Genomic DNA, 20,780 nt, shown 5'->3' with positions numbered 1-20,780 from the left:
CAGTGAATGAACAGTCCGGAAAGTCTATAGTCATCTCGTACGAAAAAAGGCGCAGAATGCGTTTTTTACGGAGGCACTACTATGACAGGAAAAGAAATAAGCGAAATGCAGACAAAATACGTTCTGCAGGGCTGGAGCAAGCAGGGCGGACTTAATCCGACTCCGGTTGACCATTGCGAAGGAATCTACATATACGACAAGGACGGAAAACGCTATGCCGATATGTCAAGCGAACAGGTAAACGTAAACGCAGGCTATGCAAACAAGGAAATGACAGAAGCAATAAAGGCGCAGCTTGATGAATACGCATATATTCAAGGGTCGTTCGGCGCAGAACCGCGCGCACGCCTTGCAAAGTCGATTGTAGACAGGCTTCCTGACTGCTTTGGAAAAATATTCTTTACGAACGGCGGAGCGGACGCAAACGAAAACGCAATCAAAATTGCGCGAATGTATACAGGTCGCTTTAAGGTAATGAGCCAGTACCGCTCATACCATGGTTCAACGTTCGGAGCAGGAAACCTTACGGGCGAACCGCGCCACTTTGCGCTTGAACCTGCAATTCCGGGATTCATTCACTTTCGCGGACCGTATTCTTATCAGGAAAAAATCAAGTTTGAAAGCGAGGAAGAAGAAGGCGACTACTACGTAGAAAAACTGCGCGAACAGGTGATTTTTGAAGGCGGCGACAGAATTGCGGCAATCATTCTTGAAACAGTCGTAGGTTCAAACGGAATAATCATCTATCCGAAGAACTACTTAAAAGGCGTACGCAAAATCTGTGACGAGTTCGGCATTATGATGATTTGCGACGAAGTTATGGCAGGCTGGTACAGGACAGGAAAAATGTTTGCCTATATGAACTTTGACGTAGTACCGGATATCATTACTTTTGCAAAAGGCGTAAACTCAGGCTACATTCCGCTTGGAGGTGCAATCGTAAAAAATGAAATCGCGCATTTCTTTGACGACAAATATTTAAGCTGCGGACTTACGTATTCAGGTCATCCTCTTGCGTGTGCCGCCGGCGTTGCGTGTCAGGAATTCTACCTTAAAAACGACATCGAAGGACACGTTCAGAAAGTCGGAAAGCATCTTGGTAAAGTTCTTGAAAGCCTCAAGTCAAAACACAAATCTGTAGGCGATGTACGATACATCGGACTTTTCGGCGGCGTTGAACTTGTAAAAGACCGCGCCACCCGCGAGCCTTTAGTTCCTTGGGGACAAGACCCTGCCGGAGTTATGGGCGCAATCGTAAAAGAATTAAAGTCGCGCGGATTTGTTACGTATTCGCACGAAAACGTAATCATCGTCGCACCGCCGCTTATCATCACGGAAGCGCAGATTGACGAAGAACTTGCAAAACTCGACGAAGTTCTTTCTATTATAGACGAAAAGTACGTTTAAGAACGTGCCGTAAAAAGGTAAAGTGCCGGTCAGGTTTTGACTTTCGCTTTACGAAACGGACAGCATAAACTGAAACTAAACATAAAAACAAACGCCCGGTGAATGTTTTTGGAAAACGTTTGCCGGGTGTGTTTTTGGGGAGAGGGGGGGGGTAAATCTCATTGTCGACCTTATCTTCTGTTATTCCAGGATTAATATTGCAAGCCTTCGTATAAAATATTTTTCAAACCTGCATCAATATCTATTTTCCCGCCAAACCATTCCGTAATTCTGCAATCAACTCATCACTCTTTTTAAATGATACACTCAGCTTATCCAGAAGTTCCGCCGTAGTATGCGTAACTTCTTCTTCCTTCACAAATGGATTTTTAATATCAAGATTCCAGCCGTTTTCAGCAATCTTTTCTACAGGAACTCTCCATGCCTGCTCGTTTTCGACACGCTTCCCCCACCATTCTTTAAGCGAAGCAAACTCGCTCTTTTGAATAGGTTTTGTTTTTGAATAAGATTTCTGACCTTCTGGAAGCTTGTGTTCCCAGTACCAGATTTCGTGGGTTGGTTCGCCCTTTGTAAAGAACAAGAGATTTGTAGCGACCGATGCATAAGGTTGGAAAACAGAGTTCGGCAAACGCACAATTGTATGCACATTACACTGAGTCAAAAACTCTTCGCGGATTCTCTGCTTTACACCATCGCCGGTCAATGAACCATCAGGCAAAACAATCGCAGCTCGGCCACCATCACGAAGATAGCGGATCATCAAAAGTAAAAACAAGTCGGCACTTTCTGTAGTACGGAACTGAGCCGGATAATTAGTTTCAACACCATCACTTACGCTCGCACCAAAAGGCGGATTAGCAAGAATAAGGCATAAAAGCAGAGCTTTTATGCTACGAGTTTGCGTTGCAAACTCGCATAATGTTCGGACTCCGCGAGTTTTTGCATCGCAAAAACTCGTAGAAAATCCGTTAGGATTTTCCTAACACAAAGCATAAAAGGGAGAGGCTTAAGCTCCTGACCACGAATTGTATCTTCCAACACCTTCAAATCTTCAACAGAATGAACATCCTGCTTTCTGATGTTTTCGATTGCACTAGTCAAAAATCCACCGGTACCACAGGCAGGGTCAAGAACCTTTTCTCCAAGCCGCGGATTAATAATCTCGGTCATGATTTCTGTAACAGCGCGCGGAGTATAAAACTCACCGTAGTTACCGGCGCTCTGCAAATCTCGCAAAAGATCTTCGTAAATGTCGCCGAACATATGGCGGTCTTCGCTGGCATTAAAATCAATCTCATTAAGCTTGTTCACAACCTGGCGGATTATAGTTCCGTTTTTCATGTAGTTGTTAGTGCCCGCAAAAATATCGCGAATCAAAACAGCCCGCTTGTTGCCGGTAGAAACATCCAGATTCTGCAAGCCGGGAAAAAGCTTATTATCAACAAAATCCTTAAGCGCGTCTCCAGTCATGCCTTCACTGTCCGCAGCCCAGTTTCTCCACTGCAGCTCGCTCGGAATCACAGCAACATGATCATCGCTGATAAGTTCCATTTCGGCTTCCTTATCATCAATGATTTTGAGCGTAATCATCAGCAACTAAAGTTGCTGTTCTTTATAGGAAATTATATTCGGGGCGATGCCCCTCAATGCGAATCCAGCCCAACTGCTCAATTCTCTGCGCATCTCCAGAAACGCCCTGATCCTTGCGCATTATATTCTGCAATGTCTTTATAATTCCACCAATGTTTGGCATTTGTTCTGCTCCTGTTTTTTTTATCCCTCAAATAATCCCTCTTTCTATGAGGGATTATTTCTTTTCCAGCTTTCGAATCATTTTATCAAAATCAGAATCTATCTTCTGAGTCTTATTAAAAATCTCATATTCACTAAAGGCTTTTTCGTCAGCTTTATTTCTTGAAATCTTACCGTTTCCTTCAAGAATATCGTACTTACGGAATTCAAGAAATTCATTAACACTTGCCGCAAACTGTTCCATATTAAAAGGAATTTCACGCTCAATCAAATCTTCAATATAATCAAAATAACCGCTCACAGCTCTTTCCAGCTGACGGATTTGCTTTTCAGAAAGATAGTTTTTTGCAATGTTCACATCAGATTTCAAAATGCGGCCATCGGGAGAACTCTTCCATGTAGTTAAACCCATGTGTTCTTTTTTGTGGTCAGCCTTGTCATAAACAATTTCCGCCGCAGTCTGCCCGGTAATTGCAAAATGAAACTTATTCTGAACAGTTGCATAAAACTGTTTTGTAATTTCAGAGTTTTTATCATAATCAATGGAACATTCCGCAAAAATATCTGTAATCTGCTGCCAGATTCTGCGTTCACTTGCACGAATTGAGCGGACTCTTTCCAAAAGTTCACGGAAATAATCCTTTCCAAAAACATTTTCTCCCTGTTTTAACCGCTCATCATCCATCACAAAGCCCTTTTTAATGTACTCCTTTAATACATTTGTAGCCCAGATACGGAACTTTGTAGCTTTTGCAGAATTCACTCTATAACCTACAGAGATAATGGCATCGAGGTTATAAAAGGTCACATTTCTTTTTACGGACCGTGTGCCTTCTTTTTGAACTGTTTCCAAAATGGAAATAGTTGAGTCTTCCTCCAATTCCCCACATTCATATATATTTTTAAGGTGTTTTGAAACCGCAGGAACATTAACATCAAAAAGTTCTGCCATAGAATTTTGCGTAAGCCAGATAGATTCATCCTTAAGGAGCGCATTAACTTTTACATCTTCTTCATCTGCTTTATAGAGAATGTACGATATTTGTTTTACAAGTTCGTTTGGCATTTGTTTTGCTCCTTTTGGTTTTTCTGAGTGTTCCCCTCACTACGTTCGGGTCGGGCTTTTCGGGGTTCCGGCATTCGCCTTCATTCTTGCTACGAAGAACGCTTCGCGCCCCTACAATCCCTAACATAGTAAAACTACAATTTTTCTAAAAGAATTTTTATTTGTTCATCTCTACTTTGTATTTTTCTTAGAAGTTCATCTTTTTTTACTTTATATGAATTCTCTGAATTATTTTTTATCCCTGTTGAAAAATTATTTAAGTTATTTAGCTGATTTTCAAATCCTAATCTTTCTTGTGCTAACTCATCATATCTTTTTAACCATTCACTATGGGAATCTTGATTATTGTTTTCTTCATTCAACTTTCTAATAGTTATTTTTAAACTTTCAATTTCGGTTTCGTTCTGTTTATTTTGGGCTGATAAATCAAGATATTGAGTGAGTGACACATATTCCTTTTCAATGTCCTTATTTAAAGTATAAGAATTTTTTGTAACAATCTCTTGATTCGCAAATAACATTATAAGAGGAATAATTACTGTTACCGTGAATACACCCCCTGCAATAAATGTACTTATGTAGGCAATAGGGTGAGATTTCTTTAAATCTGTATTATCTTTACTATTTTCTGCATTATTATTAATCGTTATTTGTTTCGCTTGATAGTTTTGAGATGTTTTTTCGTTATTTTGAATAAATTTGTTCATTTAGTTTTCTCCTCTATTTGATCCAAATACTTAAATCAGAAAAAGAGCCCAATTTTTGTTTTATATTGGCATAGCCAATTGCAATACCAACTGATGATAGGAGAAAATGGCTTATCTTTGTTTTATTAAAAATTTCCATAGCTTCCGACATGAAATTACAATTATCACTTATTATCTTTTTAACCTCAGTTTCTGACATTAAGGATTGCCTTAATAAATTATTTAATTTATTTTTATCATCATTATTAAATCCATGCATTGAGGCGATTCCATCTAAATCGTCATAAGATGTTGCATAAATATAATATTTATCTTCAATAACAGAGTCTTTTCTAAATAGATTGTCTGATAAATCTTTTTGTATTTGTAAACTTTCGTATTCCTTTTTTGAAAAACCTTTTGAAAATACTCCAGGATAAGCATCTTTTATAATATTATAAATATTTACTGAGCCAATACTTTCGCTTCCGCATCCCGTATATAACAAATGTTGAATATCTGTATAGTTTTCTGAAATACCAGTAATTATTGGTGAAAAGTATTTTGTAAAGTATAAAACTAAATCGTTAATTGTTGGACCTAAAGAGTTCTTTGTATATCTTATAAGATAAATAAAACTCAATAAATCTATCTGTCGTTGAGTAAGCTTGTTTATAACAGAAATAGATTCATTCAAAACAATTTGTAAGGTATTACGTTCATCTTGTTTACTTAGTTCGACAAGAAGGTTTATTAATAACATTTCTTGATTGTCATCTCCACTTCTTGCATAATTTTTCTGGGCATCGAATAACACATATTGAAAATCCGGATCTTGACATTTTTTTATGCCAGAAGGATTTTCTTTCATTAGTTTCTCTATATAATCTTCAATAAATTTTTTTGCCCTTTCAAATGCAAGTTGATTTGCTTCAGCTGATAATTGATAAAAATTATTTTTAAAAACATCCAACGCGATTTCTTTTACTTCCGAATATGAAAGTCCATAGTTGTTTATTATTTTCTCAGCTTGTTGATTTGTAGAATCTTTCCCATTTACTTGCTTATATTCCATAATCACCCCTCCAGATTTTCTTTTATTATACCAAAGATAAGTTTATCAGACAGTGATTTACGGTCTTGGATTTGATTTTCTAATTCAGTTACTTTTGCGAGAAGTGTTTCTACTATGCTTACGATTTCTTCTTGTTCTTTTAATGGGGGAAGAGCAAATGGTGTTTTAATTATTATCTCTTTTGAAATATTTGGTTGTGCGGCTCCCCAACTTTTTTCTTTAAAATATTCTCTTAAAGCAATTAATAAATAAAAAAGATATTGTGAAAAATTGCTTTGATATGGAATACAAGCACAGCACGCCTGATTTGTTGTTGCTTGAGTTTTTAAAATTCCAACTTTTCCTATGGTTGCTCCATACATTGCAATAAGTACAGAATCAATCGGATTTAATCTTAATGAACATTCATTAAGAGCTTTTTCTGTAATAGTGATAGGCAAAGAAGAAATAACGTTATCGTTTAAGTCCCCTGTTCTTAACCACGGGATTGTACCATTTACATAGTATGTTAATTCACTTTTTGATGGAGTAGCTCCTGAAGCCCAATTTCCAATTTCTCCCAATCTTACCCATTTCCAGCCAGCTGGAATTTCAAATGGTTTTTCTTCTTCTGTAATGGGAGCAAGTGATTTTGAGCGGGCGTTGTTCGTTCGCTTGCGCTCACTATCGAGTTTTTCTTCGAAAAACTCGCGGGAATTTTCTGGGGTTTTAGGGGCTTTGCCCCTAGGAGAGGGGGTAGCGGAAAACTGCGAAGCAGGTTGGAGCGAGGGGGAGACTTCCCCCTTCTGAATCTGTTCAAACAATGCTTCTGCATCGTAGTCGGGATTGCCTTTTTGGACTGGATTTTGGTTGCGCCAGTCGGCGGTGAGTTTTCCTTCTATGGCTTGTTGCAGAATGTTCTGGCGGAGAAGTTTTGCGTAATCGGTCTGCTTTTCATATTCGGCTGAGAGTTCTTTTTGTTTTTCCTGGAGCGAGACAAAAAGATTTGAAAGCTCTCTCTGACGTTCTATTGGTGGCAGGGGAAATTCTACAGTTGCAATATCTTTCATTGAAAGAGAAACATTTGCAGCGCCTTTCATCAGAGGAACGAGAACTATGTCTTTGTAAAATTGAAGATACTGATGGAGATAGCACGCATCCAGTTCCTGCGGATTGTTTGGAATTACGGCGCACAGAATTGTTCCGAGCGCAAACTTTCCGTTTTGATAATGGACATTTTTGAGAGACTTTTTGCCGTGGCCGCTGGAACTTACAAGGGGAATGCATACGGCTTCGCAATCGAACTGATATGTTGAACAAGTTTTTCTTTCTTCGGCTGTAACTACAAGAGGATATTCTCCCGGCTCTGCACTTGCGATGCCGGTTGTGCCTTTTACGATTTTGCATATGTCACCAATTTTTACTTTTTTCCATTCGCTCATATTTCATCTCCTGTCAAAAAATCTTCAAGGCAGGTGATGTAGATTCCATTATCATCGTAATGTGGAATGATTTTTTCTTTTTGAATAATTATTTTTTTAAAGCTGTCGTTTATTCTTAAAAGAGAGTTTTCTTCCTGAGCTTTCTTTTTTTCGCTGGCAAGATCTAAGGCAGATTGTATGTATATTTTTTCGTTTCCCCGGTTTGCTACAAAATCACATTCAAGCTGTGTCTTTATAGTTTTTCCGTTTTTGTCTTTTGAATTAAACTCTATAATTCCAACATCAACATTAAAACCACGAATTTTAAGCTCATTGTATATAACGTTTTCCATTATGTGAGTTTCTTCTATTTGCCTAAAATTCAACCGAGCATTTCTAAGCCCTGTATCAGTAAAATAATATTTTTTGTTGGCACCAATATATTTTCTCCCCTTAATATCAAAACGTTCAGAAGGCTGAATCAAAAATGCATCTTCAAGATAATTCAAATAAGATGTAATTGTTTTATTTGTAATTGTTGATTTTTCTTTTGATTTAAAAGTGTTTTCAATTTTTCTAGGATTTGTAAGAGAGCCGATTGAAGAAGCGATTACATCCAGAAGTTCTTCGAATTCGCCTTTGTTCCGAATCTTATAGCGGTCAATTACATCAGTAAGATAAACCTTAGCAAAAAGATTTGAAAGATAATCTGATTTCTCCTTATGATTTTTCATTGTTGCTACAAGAGGAAGTCCGCCATAGGTGTAGTAATCAGTCCATGCAGAAATAAATTCATCTTTCCGGCTTTCAAAAAATTCCTTAAATGAAAGCGGGTATAATCTTATCTCATCGCCACGTCCGCGAAATTCTGTAATCACATCTTTTACAAGAAAGCGAGAATTACTTCCTGTAACATATACATCTAAATTCTGAATATGCAGAAGAGAATTAAGGACTTCTTCAAAACCTTCCACGAGCTGAATCTCATCCAAAAGACAATAATATTGTTTATTGTCAGTAATTTTTGATTTTATGAATTTATAAAGCGATATTTTCTCCCTGAATTCAGAGTATTCCAAATCATCAAGGGGAATTTTAATTATGTGAGAATCTGGCGTACCATCAGAAATAAGCTTTTCGTAAAATAGCTTAAACAAAAGAAATGATTTGCCACAACGCCTTAACCCAGTAACAATTTTTATCATTCCATTTTGCTTTTTTTGAATAAGCTGATTTATGTATGAATCTCGTGTAAATATCAAACACAACTCCTATTACTCAAAATTTAGTATAACCGTATTTTTGAGTAATTACAAGAAAAATAAAAACTATAATAAGCTAATTGTTTTACGTCCTTTCATATATGCATCATCATTATAAAAAACTCTAAAAAAATCCTTAAAATAAGGAATTTCAAAAAAGTTTTGATGATTAAAAACAGACTCTACCATATTTAATGACTCGACAAAGAAACGTATTATATGAAATACATATAATTGCCTATAAGGTGCTACTGCATCATTTATTCCAGTTCTGAGACTTCCTTCAAAAGCTGTATTTATGTCTTTACCATCCTCACCAGTATGCCTTAGCATTACAAAATTAGAGGTAAGATAGTGTACTAAAGAAGCATCCATCTTAATTTTTTCTTTTTCTTATCAGATATTTTTTCTTGGAAAATAACTAAATCAACATCTTTATACCAAACAGAAATAGGATCATCATACGACCTGTTGTTTATTAAAAGATCAATATTTGCATAGCGGTCACCTTTTCCAAAACGAGATAACACATTTAATATACTTTGATAAATAGGTTTATCCAAATCTTGCAGAAAATCATATTTGATATCATGCTTATTTTTAAATTCGAGAATCAATTCATACAATTTGATAATATCATGTCCAATCTCATTTTTCATTTGTTTATCGGTCGGGAAACTAAAATGAGTGCGTAAAACGATACAGAAAAAGGAGCAGATTTAAGGTGCAAACAGCCGATAAATTAAACAGGGCGGTTAGCACATGGCAAAGAAACGACAGTCATTCAGCAAGGATTTCAAGGCAAAAGTTACACTTGAAGCATTACGAGAAGAATCTACAATTCAGGAAATTGCAGTAAAGTATGGCATTCATCCGAATCAGATTTCCCAATGGAAAGCACAGGCAATTGCAGGACTGGCTGACATTTTTGAACGACCGAATAAGAAATCAGAAGAAACGAGAAAACAGGAAGAGGAAAAAGACAGTCTTTTGAAAACAATCGGTGAACAAAAAGTCGAAATTGATTTTCTAAAAAAAAAGTACAAGCAGATATACGGCTACGATCCAATCTTGTAGAGCCTGCATACAAGGTTTTAAGCATTTCAAGGCAGTGCAAACTGCTTGGGATTTCCAGAAGTCAATATTATTATGAGCCGAGTTCACAGCAGGATGAAAAAGATTTCAATCTGCTTGTGAAAATCAAGGAAGTCCAGATTGAACATCCGTATTACGGTTACCGCAGAATCTGGAGAGAAATAAACAAAAACGGCGGAGACACTACAGAAACAACTGTACGCCGTGTAATGCGAAGATTTGGGATAACGGCGGTATTTCCGGGCAAGAATCTTTCAAAGGCCTGTAAATATCACAAAAAATATCCGTATCTTCTTAGAAACAAGGTAATCAGATATCCGAATCAGGTATGGTCAACGGATATCACTTACATAAAGCTTTCGACAGGAAATGTTTACCTGATGGCAATAATCGACTGGTTCTCAAGGAAGGTCTTAAGCTGGCGCGTATTCAACACGATGGATGCGCTGCAGTATGCAAATCTTCTGAAGGAAACAATCGAAGAATACGGCTGTCCTGCAATCTTCAACACAGACCAGGGAAGCCAGTTTACATCTGATGTTTTTATAAAAGTTCTTGTCGATTACGACATCCAAATCAGCATGGACGGAAAAGAGAGGGCTTTGGATAACATCAGAATTGAGCGTCTTTGGAGAAGTCTCAAGTACGAGGACATCTATCTTAAACGCTATGAAACAATGAAAGACTTGAAAGCCGGCATAAATGCCTACTTCAACTTCTACAACACGGCGAGGTTTCATCAGTCGCTGGATTACAATGTACCTGATGAAATGTATAAATGCTTCCAGTACAATGAACTGGAAAGAAAACGGGCTGCATAATTTTTTACACCTTAAACCTGTGAAAATTTTGTGTTGACTAAATAGCGCAGTTGAAACTACCATCATGTTCTATTGCATAAATGAGTAAATAACATAATTTTCCTATTCGTTCAAATCCAGTTGATAAGCTTGTGAATGCCTGGAAATATACACCTCATTTTGCATAATTTGCTTTTCTAATTTCTGTATATCCAGAGCATAACATCTCTACAGTAAACTGAGCTTCTTTACAAAGAGCGTCAAAATAATCATTATCAGTATCTTTGTCATTTCTATGCCACCTTGTAAATCTCTGCTTCGAGTTCTTTTATAGCAGCAAGATACTGTGGTTTTCCACCGAAGGAATCAATGATTTCTTTCGGCGTACCAATATCTGTAATTGGTGGAACTGTCAGAACCTTCATATCTTCAATGGCTTCAATTCCTGTTTCGGCATATTTATCAAGAATTGCATTTAAGACATTGCGAGCTTTGTCACCGTATTTAGTCCAGTAGTTTCGTTTGCGGACATTTTCGGCGCGTTCTTTTCTTGTGAGGGCTGGAGCGTCCCAGGCGATGTGGCAGATGAGGTCAAAAATATCCAGGTCATTTTTTATTTCATCTTTTAGTTCTTCAAAGATAATTCCCTGACTTTCCAGCTCTTCTATAATGGCGCGCTTCTTTTCTGCATCGTTCCAGGCTTGTAAGAAGTTATCCAATGAACGGTAAGATGTGAGAATACCTGTTTTTGTAAACTCTTTGAGACTACAGGTTATTAGCTTTCCGTTTGCGTCCAGGAACTGACGGCGTTCGCTTAGAATGCTTACATCTACACCGGCTACATATACTTTTTCTTTCTTGGTTTCGACAGGCTCAACCACCCCATAGGGAGGAGTTTTTTCTCCAAGTTCCATATTTCCAGAATCATCAAAACCATACACTTCTTCAAACTGAACTTTTTCACCGGTTACCGGGTCAATCTGATCATCGCCAGTTCCTTCATCAATTACTTCTTCCGAAAGTTTATCGTCCTGTGATGAAACTTTGATTTTTACTGGAGCACCATCAAAATCTTTATCTGCAAATTTATCTGTGACGTTTCTAAAATCAATGATTGTAAAATAGAGTTTTCCAAGATCTTCTTCTACTCGAGTTCCGCGGCCAATAATCTGCTTAAACTCTGTCATGCTTCCGATGTTTGAATCCAGAACGATGAGTTTACAGGTTTTTGCGTCTGTTCCTGTTGTCATGAGTTTTGAGGTTGTTGCAATAACAGGGAAACGTTCTTCCGGATTTATAAAGCTTTCAAGATATCCTTTTGCAACAGGATCATCACCTGTGATGCGGACTATGTATTTATCTGATTTTTCAGTTATTTCTGGTGGTGCATAACTCAAAAGAGCCTGTCGCATTCGTTCTGCATGTTCAATATCAACACAGAAAACAATTGTCTTTGCCATTGGGTCTGAGTTTGTAAGATATTCCATAATCTTTCTGGCAACAAGATCTGTTCGTTCATCAATTACAATATTACGGTCAAAATCTTTTGTGTTGTAAAGGCGGTCTTCTATAAGCTCGCCGTCTATATCAGTTTTGCCACGCTCAGGACGATAGCCTTCAAGGTCTATGTTCATTCCAACGCGAAGAACTTTGTAAGGTGCTAAGAAGCCGTCATCAATTCCCTGCTTGAGAGAGTAGGTATAAATCGGTTCTCCAAAATATTCGATATTCGAAAGTGCCTTTGTTTCTTTTGGAGTAGCAGTCATACCGATTTGAGTTGCACTCGAAAAATAAGAAAGAATCTTGTGCCAGGCCTTGACTTCATCAACTGAACCGCGATGACACTCATCAACAATAATCAAATCAAAGAAATCCGGGCTGAACTGTTTGTAAGCATCAGTTTCTTCATCATAATTTGTAAGCCCCTGATAAAGAGCAAGATATATTTCATAAGACTTGTCGATGTGCTTATGTCTGATGATGTGGCATTTATCTTTGAAGTGCTTAAAGTCGCCTTTCTTTGTCTGGGTGATAAGATTGGTGCGATCTGCTAAATAAAGGATTCGCTTTTTACAGCCGGCTTTCCAAAGACGGTAGATAATCTGAAATGCAGTATAAGTTTTACCCGTTCCTGTCGCCATTACAAGAAGGATTCTGTTTTGACCGCGGGCAATAGCTTCTACAGTGCGGTTAATTGCAATTCGCTGATAATAGCGAGGAGCTCTTCCTTCTGCATCAAAAAAATATGAGGAAAGTGAGATTTTCTCTGCTTCGTTTGATTCCAAATTATTATAGCGTTTGTAACATTCCCAAAGTTCTGAAGGAGTCGGAAAATGATCGAGATCTGCATTTTCCGAAATTATCGCTTTGCCAGAAGCGTCTGAACCTCCGCAATTTCTGCGGTATTGGATTACAAAACCATCACCATTGCTTGAAATTGCAACCGGGATATCGAGCGTACTTGCATATTCCAAAGCCTGCTGCATTCCGGCTCCAACAGCATGCTTATTATCCTTTGCTTCTACAACAGCAACAGGAATGTTTGATTTATAGTAAATGATAATATCTGCACGCTTCTTTTCACCGCGTTTAGTCAGTTTGCCTTTTACAAAAATACGGCCTGCAGTAAAGGACACCTCTTCTCTGATTTGGTTTCGCTTATCCCAACCAGAAGCTTCAATTGCGGGGAGAATATATTTTGTAATAATGTCGCGTTCGGAAAGAGAGCATTTGGTTTCCATATTTTCTGTTATACTATAGCACCAAAAGGCTGTTTTGTCGCTAAAGAAAATCCGAAGGACTTTGCAACATCACTTTTACAGGCCGCCTGATTTCCGCAGCAAGTCCACCCTTGCATCCTCGCCGTTCCACAGACCTCAGAACCGCCATTCCGCTGCCTATGGATAAGCCTTTCCACAGGCTGGTATTTTCAATACAAAAATCCCAAAAGCCAGATTGGAATCCTTCGCTCCGTTCCATATTCAATGTTGTCAGCAAGAATATATGAATCAGAAATATCTTTTATCTGCCTGCGCTTTTTATTTTTTCCGCCGACTTCAAATATGTATTTTTGATCTACAAGAAAATCACTCTGCTCAGAAAACAAAACTTCGTGACTATGCGAAAGCTGATTGAAAGCAAAAGTTTCACGGACATTTCCAATATCAGTCTGGACATCATCAAACATATACATAAGATTTGTATTTTCAAGAAAAATCTTGTCTGGTTTTTCAAGTGCTCCAAGTCCGCGGCTCTGCTTGAAAACTTGATAAATTAATTTTGATTCTTCCAGATATTCAAAGTACTGCAATAAAGTCTGCCGGGAAATTTGAATTGAAGAAGCAATCTCTGTTACATTCGGAATGAATCCCGATTACAGCAAGCAGCTTTTTGATTTTTACGATATACGCGACATCCAGTTTTCTAAGCTGTGGAAGTTCGATTTCCAGAATGAGGTTCACAGTTTCATTCAATCGGGTGTAGTAATCGTCAATTCCTTCGAGAAAATACGGATAATAGCCGTTCTCAAGATAATCTGCAAAATATTCAAAAGGCTTGATTTTAGAAACAATTTGTGCCGAAAGATTTTCATTGTCCTTCAAGATTTCTTCAAGAGAAAGAATCGGGAAGTCAGTTTTTGCATTAAGATTCAGATATTCCCTAAAAGAAAGCCCCTGCAAATTGTACACAAGAGCACGACGGTTCAAATCAGAACGTGTGTTTAAAATTTTAAGAAGCGAAGAGCCTGTAAAAGCCACATTCAGCTCTGGATAATCGTCATAAATGTTTTTGATTGCACGCGACCAGTCTGGATACTTGTGAACTTCATCAAGGAAGAGATACTTTCCGCCTCTTTTTACAAAACTGTCTACAAAATCAAGAAGCGAGTTGTCAGAAAAATAAAGATTGTCAAGGCTCACATAAAGCACTTTATCCAACGAGCCAGAAAAAGCCTTTTTTATGTGAGACGAGCGTTCCAGTTGATTTGACTTTCCAAACTGCGGACAAAAGTCATTTCCGTTGAGGCAATTTTTTTTCTGAATACCTCTATAAGTCTTTCCATAGTTTATACTATATTTCAATATTGAAAAATTGTTAAGTTTACTTAACGATTTTTAACAAGATTTGTTAAATGAACTTAACAGTTTAGAGAATCTTTCTTACTGTATTAGGACTATAAGTGAAAATCTGTTCAAAATTAGTAATCAGGCTGTCGCCGTCTTTTGAATTTGCCGGGTTACGCATTACAAAGTAGTACGGTTTTTCTTTCGTTTTATTTGCAATCAGCAACCTCGCCGCAAGCAGTGAAGTATGCTGATTCTTAAAAGGTCTTGCACTCGGATTTACACCGCCCCCAAAACCATCTCCGAAAGCGTATCGATATGTATCTTCATTGTGTCCAGACACGGGACGGAACAGTTTTTGTCGTTGAGGGCAAGCGGGAGTTCGGTGCAGCCCAGGATTACCGCTTCAATTCCGTCGCGCTCTTTCATTCCCTGAATGACAGAAACAAGTTCGCGGACGGTGGAGTCTTTTACGATTCCAAGTTCAAGTTCGTCGGCAATCCTGCTGTTCACAAGCGACTTTTCGTTTTCCGGCGGAGTTACAAGTTCAATTTTGCGCGCGGTAAACGAATTTCTGAAAAAAGCGCCGTTCATCGTATAAATCGTTCCCAAAAGCCCGATTTTCCTGTAGCCGCGCCTGAACGCTTCTTCGCACACCGCATCAACAATGCTTACAAGCGGAATCGGAGAAAGTGCACTAAGCCTGTCAAAAACGCTGTGCACGGTATTTGCTGTAAGAGCTGCAAAATCCGCTCCGCACACAACAAGATTTTTCACTGCGTCCAAAAGATACTGCACAAGCGCCTCATCGTCGCCAGCCTTGCAATAACCGAGCGTGCGGTACAAGTCTACGCTTTCTATGCAAAGTTCCGGGAACGCTTTTCCGCCGGTTTTCTGATTTATAATCCTGTTCAGCTCGCGGTAATAAATCGCCGTAGATTCCGGTCCTGTTCCGCCGACCAGTCCGAGTTTTTTCAATGTGTTCAATTTATTCATAGATATATTCTAGTTATGATTTTGGGTAATGTAAATTGCTAAAAAACGAAAGGTCTTTTTCCTGTTCAGAATCAACATATCTTTTTTCCGCTCATTAACCGCAACAACAGGATAAAGACAGAACTTTGCACTTACTTTGAATATAATGGCAAAAAAGTTGATTTTTCCTCCCATGGTGATTTTTCAGTGTTACATTCAAGGTTAACACTGAAAAATCCTCAATAGGATTTATTCAGTGTTTCCTTAGAACTGATTTCACCTTCAATTTTTGATGCAAGTGCAGAATCATTTATCCGCATGCTGCATTCATCTTTTTCAGTAAACCCAAGAAAATTTATGCTTCCATACCACAGGATTCTTTCATCTATTACTGCAAGTTTTTGTCCTTTGTTTTTTGTAAAGACAATCTGTACTCCTGCATTTTGGAGAATCGAAATCAAGGTTCTGGTTTTTTGAGCTTTCTGTTCATCTTCCTCTTTTTTTGTAAGAATAAATATTTTTACGCCTTCGATGATTTTTTTTGAAGCAAAAAATGAAAAATCCGTAACTTCTGTTTTTGAGAGATATGGTGCACAGATTACAATTTTGCTTCTGGCATCTGAAATATCTTTTATAAAATGTTTCTTTGCTGTTTCAAGATCTTTTAAGCCTGAGTCTTGTTCAGGTTCTTTTAGATAATTTTCATTACTGTCCGATGAACTGTCAGAGTTTGGTAAACAGGATTTTATTGAATAATCCATCTGCCTGTAACCTTTTAGCCGATTCTGATACATTCTGTCAAAAACAGGAACAAGAAAATCAACATAGTCAAAAATCTGAACTTCATCCTTGCCTTCAAAATTTCTGTGCAGACGTCCGCAATACTGAGACAAAAGTCCTTTCCAGCTGAACGGCAGAGCAAGCATAAGCGTGTCAAAACGCGGATTATCAAAACCTTCTCCAACATATTTTCCTGTAGCAAGAACAATAAGGGTTGCAGCAGACGGAACGGAATTCAATTCTTCAAACTGCTGTTTTTTCTGTTTTTGAGTGCCACGACCTGTAATAAGAATCACATTTTCTGCACATCCAGTCAACTTTTCTTTTAAAATTTCAAGATGTTCAAGCCTGTCAGAAAGAACAAGTGGCGTCCGCCCATTTTCTATTGATTTTTTTATATCGCTGACAATCATCAGATTCCGGGCTTCATTTTTAATCATCTTTTCAAAATATTCATTAAGGTTTTTGTTTTTAGAATTTTCCTTCTCCAGAAGATGAAAACTCGTAAATCGCGGAATGAAATAATGCGAAAAAGTCTGCAGCTGATTCATTTGCCTGACGGTTGTTTCGTACAAAACAGATCCGCATTGATAAAAGATAATTTTTTGATGACCGTCACGCCTTATGGGTGTTGCCGAAAGTCCGTAAACATATTTTGCTCTGAAACTTGAAACAAGATTTTCTGTCTGAAAAGCTGCCACATGATGACATTCATCCACGATTACCATTCCATATTTATAACGCCGTTTTTTTAATTCATCTGTATTCTGTTCACAAAGCGATTTTACGATTGCAATATCAACAATTCCTGTTAACTTGTCTTTTCCTCCAGAAATAGTTCCAGGAGTAATTTTCAAAAAATCCTGAAGACGATTCTTCCATTGTTCAAGAAGCGCATTTGATGTAACAAGAATAAGCGTACTGACTTTTTTTTCTGCAATTAATGCCGCAGAAACTACAGTTTTTCCAAATCCAGTACCGGCAGAAAGAATCCCATAGTCAGCGTTTTTAAGTGAATTGAACGCTGTTTTTTGATTTTCAAATAATGTGCCATAGAATTTAATTTCAATTGAAGAACCTTTTTCCCTTTCATCTGCAATTTCGTATTCAACTTCTGCCGAATTCAGCAAAGCTTTAATTTTATTCAAAACTCCACGCGGAAGCAGAAGAAAATCTCCGATATTTTTTGAGCAGTCAATATAACGAGGAATATTATATAGCGGCAAGCGCATTTTAAGTTTCTTAAAATATTCAGGATTTAAAAACACCGCCGTCCGTCTTAATGCAAGAAGTGCGTTTTCTGAAATTCCTTTTTTACTGATTTCAACATAATTCGTAAGACGGATAAAAACTTTTTCCTGAAAATCCGCTTTTGAAAATATTGGAGTTTTTTCAGAACATGATTTATCATCGTTGAACTTAACATCTTTTTTGACAGATTTGCTGTTTTCTTCGTCAATTTCAGCCTTTTCTTCTTTTACATATTCAGGAAGTGTTTTTCTAATCTTTGAAAGTACAGTTTTTATAAACGCTTCATCAATTTTTTTAATCGAACTTAAAAAATCCCATTGGTCACAGAAAGGTTTCAAAAAGTCATCAACAAAAACAGATTTTCCATCTTTAACGGCTTTCCCCTGCAAAGGAAGTGCAATTAAATTTCCATAACCGCCATCAGGAATTTCATTCTGATTTGGAAAAACTCTGTCAAAAGATTCAAACGGAAGAGAATGCCTTTTTTGCATTGCCATTTTCAAAATGTCAAAACCAAGATTTCTTGCAAGAGAAGCAGACACATTTTCACTGAAAAAAATCCACAAGTGGCATCCATTCCCAGAACGGGAAATTTCCATGTAAGAGGGAATATCAAATTCTTTGCAAATACTTTTTACGGCAAAAACATCATCTTTCCAGGAATTTTCAAAACCTTTATGACTGTCAAAATCAAAAGCAAGAAAACGGCAGACATTTCCATTCATCAGCGGATAAAGTCCGATAACATCACAGGCATTTTCGCTTTTCCCTGCAAGATGATTAAATAAAAATCTGTCATCAAGTTTTACCAAAGATTTATACGGGCATTTACTGCACGAAAACTTTTTTAAGTCACATTTTCCGCTCTGCCATTTATTTGCACAGACAGGTGAATATCCGCTTTTATTCGTCTTTTTATTAAACCATCGCAGTGCAAAAACATCCTCACGTCCTACAAAAATTGACTTGAACAAATTTATTTTTTCCTGCGGAGAACTTAGTCTGGTTACGAAAGAAATTGCAGTGGACATATTTTCTGAAGCAGAATTCTTTGTTATCTTTTGTTCTGAATTGATTTCGCTGATTTTATTTTCAAAATAATTTTCTACTTCAGGATAAAGCCTGCATAATTTCAAAACTTCTTCCGTGATTTGCGATTTTGATAATTTTTCAAGGAATTGTGGCAAGGTCATGTAAAAGTTATTCCTTTTTGATTTCGATGATTTGACTCCCTTACTTCACCTTCCAACCGCACATTCCCTTACCGTCGCTGGAGAAAACTACGCCCACCTTGTGCATCTGTCTGCCGCTTACGGCAAAACGGTCAGCGTATCCGTTAGCGTCAATTTGTGCAAGTGCTTCTGCGGCCACTTCTTCAAACGGGCGGCCTTTGTCCATTTTCAGTTCAAAAATAAAGACGCTGTCTTTTGTGGTAACTACTGTGTCACTTCGGCCGGCTATCGACTGGAATTCTGAAACTACGCTGAATCCTGTCTGTCTGAAAATTACATGGGTTACGGTTTCGTAATAATTTTCACACTGATTTTTTTTGAGAATTGTAGGGATGTCTGCAAGAGCTGCCTTGAGTAATGTCATAAGTTTTTCTATGTCTGCGTGGATAAATGACTGTCTGAACTTTTCAATCGAAAGTCCAAGGTCGTCTGTCGCGATTGTTGTGAACTTTGGAATGATTATTTCAAAAAGTCCTTTTTCAACTTCGCGGTTTGGAATTCCTAGCGTGTAAAGTTCTGAATCGTTATCGTAATCTTTTATCGTAAGATAGCCGCTTTGATACAAAACTGGAAGAATACTTTCACTTTCAGGATCGTAATTTTTAAATGCGGACTCCTGAATGATTATGGGTTTTGTATAACGCAGTAAATCAGAAGGCTTTTTTTCCAAAGTCTTGATGAGCATTGTCGGAGTTGCAGTATCAAACCAGTACGAATCAAAACGCCTTTGTTTGAAACATTTTAAAAGGCTGAAAGGATTATAAACGCCTTCAACATCGTAAGTAAAATGATAGCCGTCGTACATTTTTGCAAGTGTCTCTTTTGCCACATCAACAGTCATTTTCTGTTTTTCGGCAAGCGCATTAATTTCCGGCTCAAAATAATGCTCCAGTTCATTTTGAGAAATTCCACACAAACCAGAATAATCTTCATACATGCTGATGTCATCAAGCTGGTTCAATCCGCTGAAAATGTTTACATGGCTGACTTTCGTAATTCCAGTGATGAACAGAAAGCGGATATATTTGTCGCTGTCTTTTAACGGGCTGTAAAAACTGCGGAGTTCCTGACGGTTCTGTTCTTCGTATTCGGTGTAGAGGGCGTCAAGAATCGGTTTGTCGTATTCGTCTATGAGGATGACAACTTTTTGGTTAAACTTTTCTGAAACTTCACGAATAATATTGGCAAATCTTTCGGCAGAATTTTCACTTTTTTTTTCAATGTTATAACGAGATTCATTTTCAGAAACAATAGAATCGAGCCGGGATTTTAATCTTTCGTTATTTTCATAACTATTCACACCAAAACTGATTTTCAAAACAGGATATTCAATCCACTCTTTTTCAAGTTTTTCAATCGCAAGACCTTTGAACAGTTCCTTTTTGCCAAGAAAATACGCTTCCATCGTAGAAAGCAAAAGGCTTTTCCCAAACCGACGCGGACGACTTAAAAAATAAGGCTTTCCTTCTGTTGCAAGTTTGTAGATAAGTTCAGTTTTGTCTACATAAATGCAGCCGCGTGTGCGTAAATCTTCAAAATCCTGAATGCCGATTGGCAAAAATCTTTCGGTCATAGGGTTATTATAGCACAAAATGGGTGGTTGTTCTATTAAACATTTTTACTGCACAGGAGTAAAGTGATAACAGGTATTGTCTTCAGTTTAAACCTGCATTAGCAACATGGAGGGTTGCCGAAGGCAAGTGCGAAGCACCGAGCGGTTTGAGCGAGCCTGAGAATACTGCGACCCTCTAAAACAGAAAAAACGTTAAGAAAAATTGCGAAAACTTGGAGCAATTTTTTAGTTTTTACTTTTTTAGAGGGGAACGCCCTATTTTTTACCTCTGTTTTTATTTGACAAAATAAGTAAAAAATAATTAAATTTCACATTTTTCAAAAAATATTTTATATTATGACAGACAGGTGTCATATTCAACC

General features: G+C 37.6%; 19 protein-coding genes. 3 read left to right on the top strand and 16 right to left on the bottom strand.

Going from position 1 to position 20,780, the window contains the following annotated elements; all coding sequences use genetic code 11:
- Window positions 1–81 precede the first annotated feature (81 nt).
- Window positions 82–1,407 (top strand): aminotransferase class III-fold pyridoxal phosphate-dependent enzyme, encoded by a 1,326-nt coding sequence (locus B5D55_RS04660; protein ID WP_078932831.1) that lies wholly within the window; start codon window positions 82–84, stop codon window positions 1,405–1,407.
- 241 nt (window positions 1,408–1,648) lie between these two features.
- On the opposite strand, the gene B5D55_RS11955 is transcribed toward B5D55_RS04660, so the two are convergent.
- The 10 genes from B5D55_RS11955 to B5D55_RS04620 all read right to left on the bottom strand — a co-directional run bounded on the left by B5D55_RS11955 (window position 1,649) and on the right by B5D55_RS04620 (window position 9,307).
- Window positions 1,649–2,272, bottom strand: coding sequence for an N-6 DNA methylase (locus tag B5D55_RS11955; RefSeq protein WP_200805288.1), 624 nt, complete (start codon window positions 2,270–2,272; stop codon window positions 1,649–1,651).
- 20 nt (window positions 2,273–2,292) lie between these two features.
- Complete coding sequence (locus B5D55_RS11950) at window positions 2,293–2,958, bottom strand: class I SAM-dependent DNA methyltransferase (protein ID WP_200805284.1); 666 nt, start codon at window positions 2,956–2,958, stop codon at window positions 2,293–2,295.
- A gap of 61 nt (window positions 2,959–3,019) precedes the next feature.
- Window positions 3,020–3,160, bottom strand: a complete 141-nt coding sequence (locus B5D55_RS11700; protein WP_200805283.1) for a hypothetical protein — start codon at window positions 3,158–3,160, stop codon at window positions 3,020–3,022.
- Between the two features lie 54 nt (window positions 3,161–3,214).
- Window positions 3,215–4,225, bottom strand: a complete 1,011-nt coding sequence (locus B5D55_RS04650; protein WP_078932830.1) for a virulence RhuM family protein — start codon at window positions 4,223–4,225, stop codon at window positions 3,215–3,217.
- Window positions 4,226–4,359: 134 nt separating this feature from the next.
- Complete coding sequence (locus B5D55_RS04645) at window positions 4,360–4,932, bottom strand: hypothetical protein (protein WP_078932829.1); 573 nt, start codon at window positions 4,930–4,932, stop codon at window positions 4,360–4,362.
- Between the two features lie 13 nt (window positions 4,933–4,945).
- Window positions 4,946–5,986, bottom strand: coding sequence for an LPO_1073/Vpar_1526 family protein (locus B5D55_RS04640; RefSeq protein WP_078932828.1), 1,041 nt, complete (start codon window positions 5,984–5,986; stop codon window positions 4,946–4,948).
- A 2-nt stretch (window positions 5,987–5,988) separates the two neighbouring features.
- Complete coding sequence (locus tag B5D55_RS04635; protein ID WP_078932827.1) at window positions 5,989–7,407, bottom strand: restriction endonuclease subunit S; 1,419 nt, start codon at window positions 7,405–7,407, stop codon at window positions 5,989–5,991.
- Entirely contained in the window at window positions 7,404–8,648 is a 1,245-nt protein-coding gene (locus B5D55_RS04630) for an ATP-binding protein (protein WP_143593197.1), read from the bottom strand. The genes B5D55_RS04635 and B5D55_RS04630 overlap by 4 nt, the downstream gene beginning before the upstream one ends.
- Before the next feature lie 66 nt (window positions 8,649–8,714).
- Window positions 8,715–9,023: a hypothetical protein gene (locus B5D55_RS04625; RefSeq protein ID WP_078932826.1), complete on the bottom strand. Its 309-nt coding sequence runs from the start codon at window positions 9,021–9,023 to the stop codon at window positions 8,715–8,717.
- A complete protein-coding gene (locus B5D55_RS04620; RefSeq protein ID WP_078932825.1) occupies window positions 9,008–9,307 on the bottom strand; it encodes a hypothetical protein in 300 nt (99 codons plus the stop codon). Before B5D55_RS04620 ends, B5D55_RS04625 begins: the two co-directional genes overlap by 16 nt.
- A gap of 103 nt (window positions 9,308–9,410) precedes the next feature.
- Here B5D55_RS04620 and B5D55_RS04615 point away from each other — a divergent pair, with 103 nt between their 5' ends.
- Complete coding sequence (locus B5D55_RS04615) at window positions 9,411–9,725, top strand: transposase (protein ID WP_024468354.1); 315 nt, start codon at window positions 9,411–9,413, stop codon at window positions 9,723–9,725.
- A complete protein-coding gene (locus B5D55_RS04610) occupies window positions 9,701–10,564 on the top strand; it encodes an IS3 family transposase (protein ID WP_143593195.1) in 864 nt (287 codons plus the stop codon). The genes B5D55_RS04615 and B5D55_RS04610 overlap by 25 nt, the downstream gene beginning before the upstream one ends.
- Before the next feature lie 272 nt (window positions 10,565–10,836).
- Here the strand turns inward: B5D55_RS04610 and hsdR are convergent, their stop codons facing one another.
- The 6 genes from hsdR to B5D55_RS04585 all read right to left on the bottom strand — a co-directional run bounded on the left by hsdR (window position 10,837) and on the right by B5D55_RS04585 (window position 20,418).
- On the bottom strand, window positions 10,837–13,284 hold the full coding sequence (gene hsdR / locus B5D55_RS04605) for an EcoAI/FtnUII family type I restriction enzme subunit R (protein ID WP_078932823.1): 2,448 nt from the start codon (window positions 13,282–13,284) through the stop codon (window positions 10,837–10,839).
- A 188-nt stretch (window positions 13,285–13,472) separates the two neighbouring features.
- Entirely contained in the window at window positions 13,473–13,853 is a 381-nt protein-coding gene (locus B5D55_RS11695) for an ATP-binding protein (RefSeq protein ID WP_200805282.1), read from the bottom strand.
- The gene (locus B5D55_RS11690) at window positions 13,840–14,481 is read right to left on the bottom strand and encodes an ATP-binding protein (protein WP_200805281.1); all 642 of its coding nucleotides are present in this window, start codon (window positions 14,479–14,481) and stop codon (window positions 13,840–13,842) included. The genes B5D55_RS11695 and B5D55_RS11690 overlap by 14 nt, the downstream gene beginning before the upstream one ends.
- 405 nt (window positions 14,482–14,886) lie before the next feature.
- On the bottom strand, window positions 14,887–15,603 hold the full coding sequence (locus B5D55_RS04595) for an aspartate/glutamate racemase family protein (protein ID WP_200805280.1): 717 nt from the start codon (window positions 15,601–15,603) through the stop codon (window positions 14,887–14,889).
- 218 nt (window positions 15,604–15,821) lie between these two features.
- The gene (locus tag B5D55_RS04590; RefSeq protein ID WP_078932822.1) at window positions 15,822–18,806 is read right to left on the bottom strand and encodes a TOTE conflict system archaeo-eukaryotic primase domain-containing protein; all 2,985 of its coding nucleotides are present in this window, start codon (window positions 18,804–18,806) and stop codon (window positions 15,822–15,824) included.
- 40 nt (window positions 18,807–18,846) lie between these two features.
- Window positions 18,847–20,418 (bottom strand): ATP-binding protein, encoded by a 1,572-nt coding sequence (locus B5D55_RS04585; RefSeq protein ID WP_078932821.1) that lies wholly within the window; start codon window positions 20,416–20,418, stop codon window positions 18,847–18,849.
- Window positions 20,419–20,780 lie beyond the last annotated feature (362 nt).

It is taken from the genome of Treponema porcinum, from assembly GCF_900167145.1.
GTDB lineage: Bacteria > Spirochaetota > Spirochaetia > Treponematales > Treponemataceae > Treponema_D > Treponema_D porcinum.
This window is presented reverse-complemented; position numbering and strand designations above follow the sequence as displayed.

What these genes read in the sequence shown, in the direction of transcription:
- B5D55_RS04645 (WP_078932829.1), bottom strand. Translation starts at nt 4,932, where the DNA reads ATGAACAAATTTATTCAAAATAACGAAAAAACATCTCAAAACTATCAA.
- B5D55_RS04615 (WP_024468354.1), top strand. Translation starts at nt 9,411, where the DNA reads ATGGCAAAGAAACGACAGTCATTCAGCAAGGATTTCAAGGCAAAAGTT.
- hsdR (WP_078932823.1), bottom strand. Translation starts at nt 13,284, where the DNA reads ATGGAAACCAAATGCTCTCTTTCCGAACGCGACATTATTACAAAATAT.
- B5D55_RS04590 (WP_078932822.1), bottom strand. Translation starts at nt 18,806, where the DNA reads ATGACCTTGCCACAATTCCTTGAAAAATTATCAAAATCGCAAATCACG.
- B5D55_RS04635 (WP_078932827.1), bottom strand. Translation starts at nt 7,407, where the DNA reads ATGAGCGAATGGAAAAAAGTAAAAATTGGTGACATATGCAAAATCGTA.
- B5D55_RS04650 (WP_078932830.1), bottom strand. Translation starts at nt 4,225, where the DNA reads ATGCCAAACGAACTTGTAAAACAAATATCGTACATTCTCTATAAAGCA.
- B5D55_RS04585 (WP_078932821.1), bottom strand. Translation starts at nt 20,418, where the DNA reads ATGACCGAAAGATTTTTGCCAATCGGCATTCAGGATTTTGAAGATTTA.
- B5D55_RS04640 (WP_078932828.1), bottom strand. Translation starts at nt 5,986, where the DNA reads ATGGAATATAAGCAAGTAAATGGGAAAGATTCTACAAATCAACAAGCT.
- B5D55_RS11950 (WP_200805284.1), bottom strand. Translation starts at nt 2,958, where the DNA reads ATGGAACTTATCAGCGATGATCATGTTGCTGTGATTCCGAGCGAGCTG.
- B5D55_RS04595 (WP_200805280.1), bottom strand. Translation starts at nt 15,603, where the DNA reads ATGAATAAATTGAACACATTGAAAAAACTCGGACTGGTCGGCGGAACA.
- B5D55_RS04625 (WP_078932826.1), bottom strand. Translation starts at nt 9,023, where the DNA reads ATGGATGCTTCTTTAGTACACTATCTTACCTCTAATTTTGTAATGCTA.
- B5D55_RS04660 (WP_078932831.1), top strand. Translation starts at nt 82, where the DNA reads ATGACAGGAAAAGAAATAAGCGAAATGCAGACAAAATACGTTCTGCAG.
- B5D55_RS11700 (WP_200805283.1), bottom strand. Translation starts at nt 3,160, where the DNA reads ATGCCAAACATTGGTGGAATTATAAAGACATTGCAGAATATAATGCGC.
- B5D55_RS04620 (WP_078932825.1), bottom strand. Translation starts at nt 9,307, where the DNA reads ATGAAAAATGAGATTGGACATGATATTATCAAATTGTATGAATTGATT.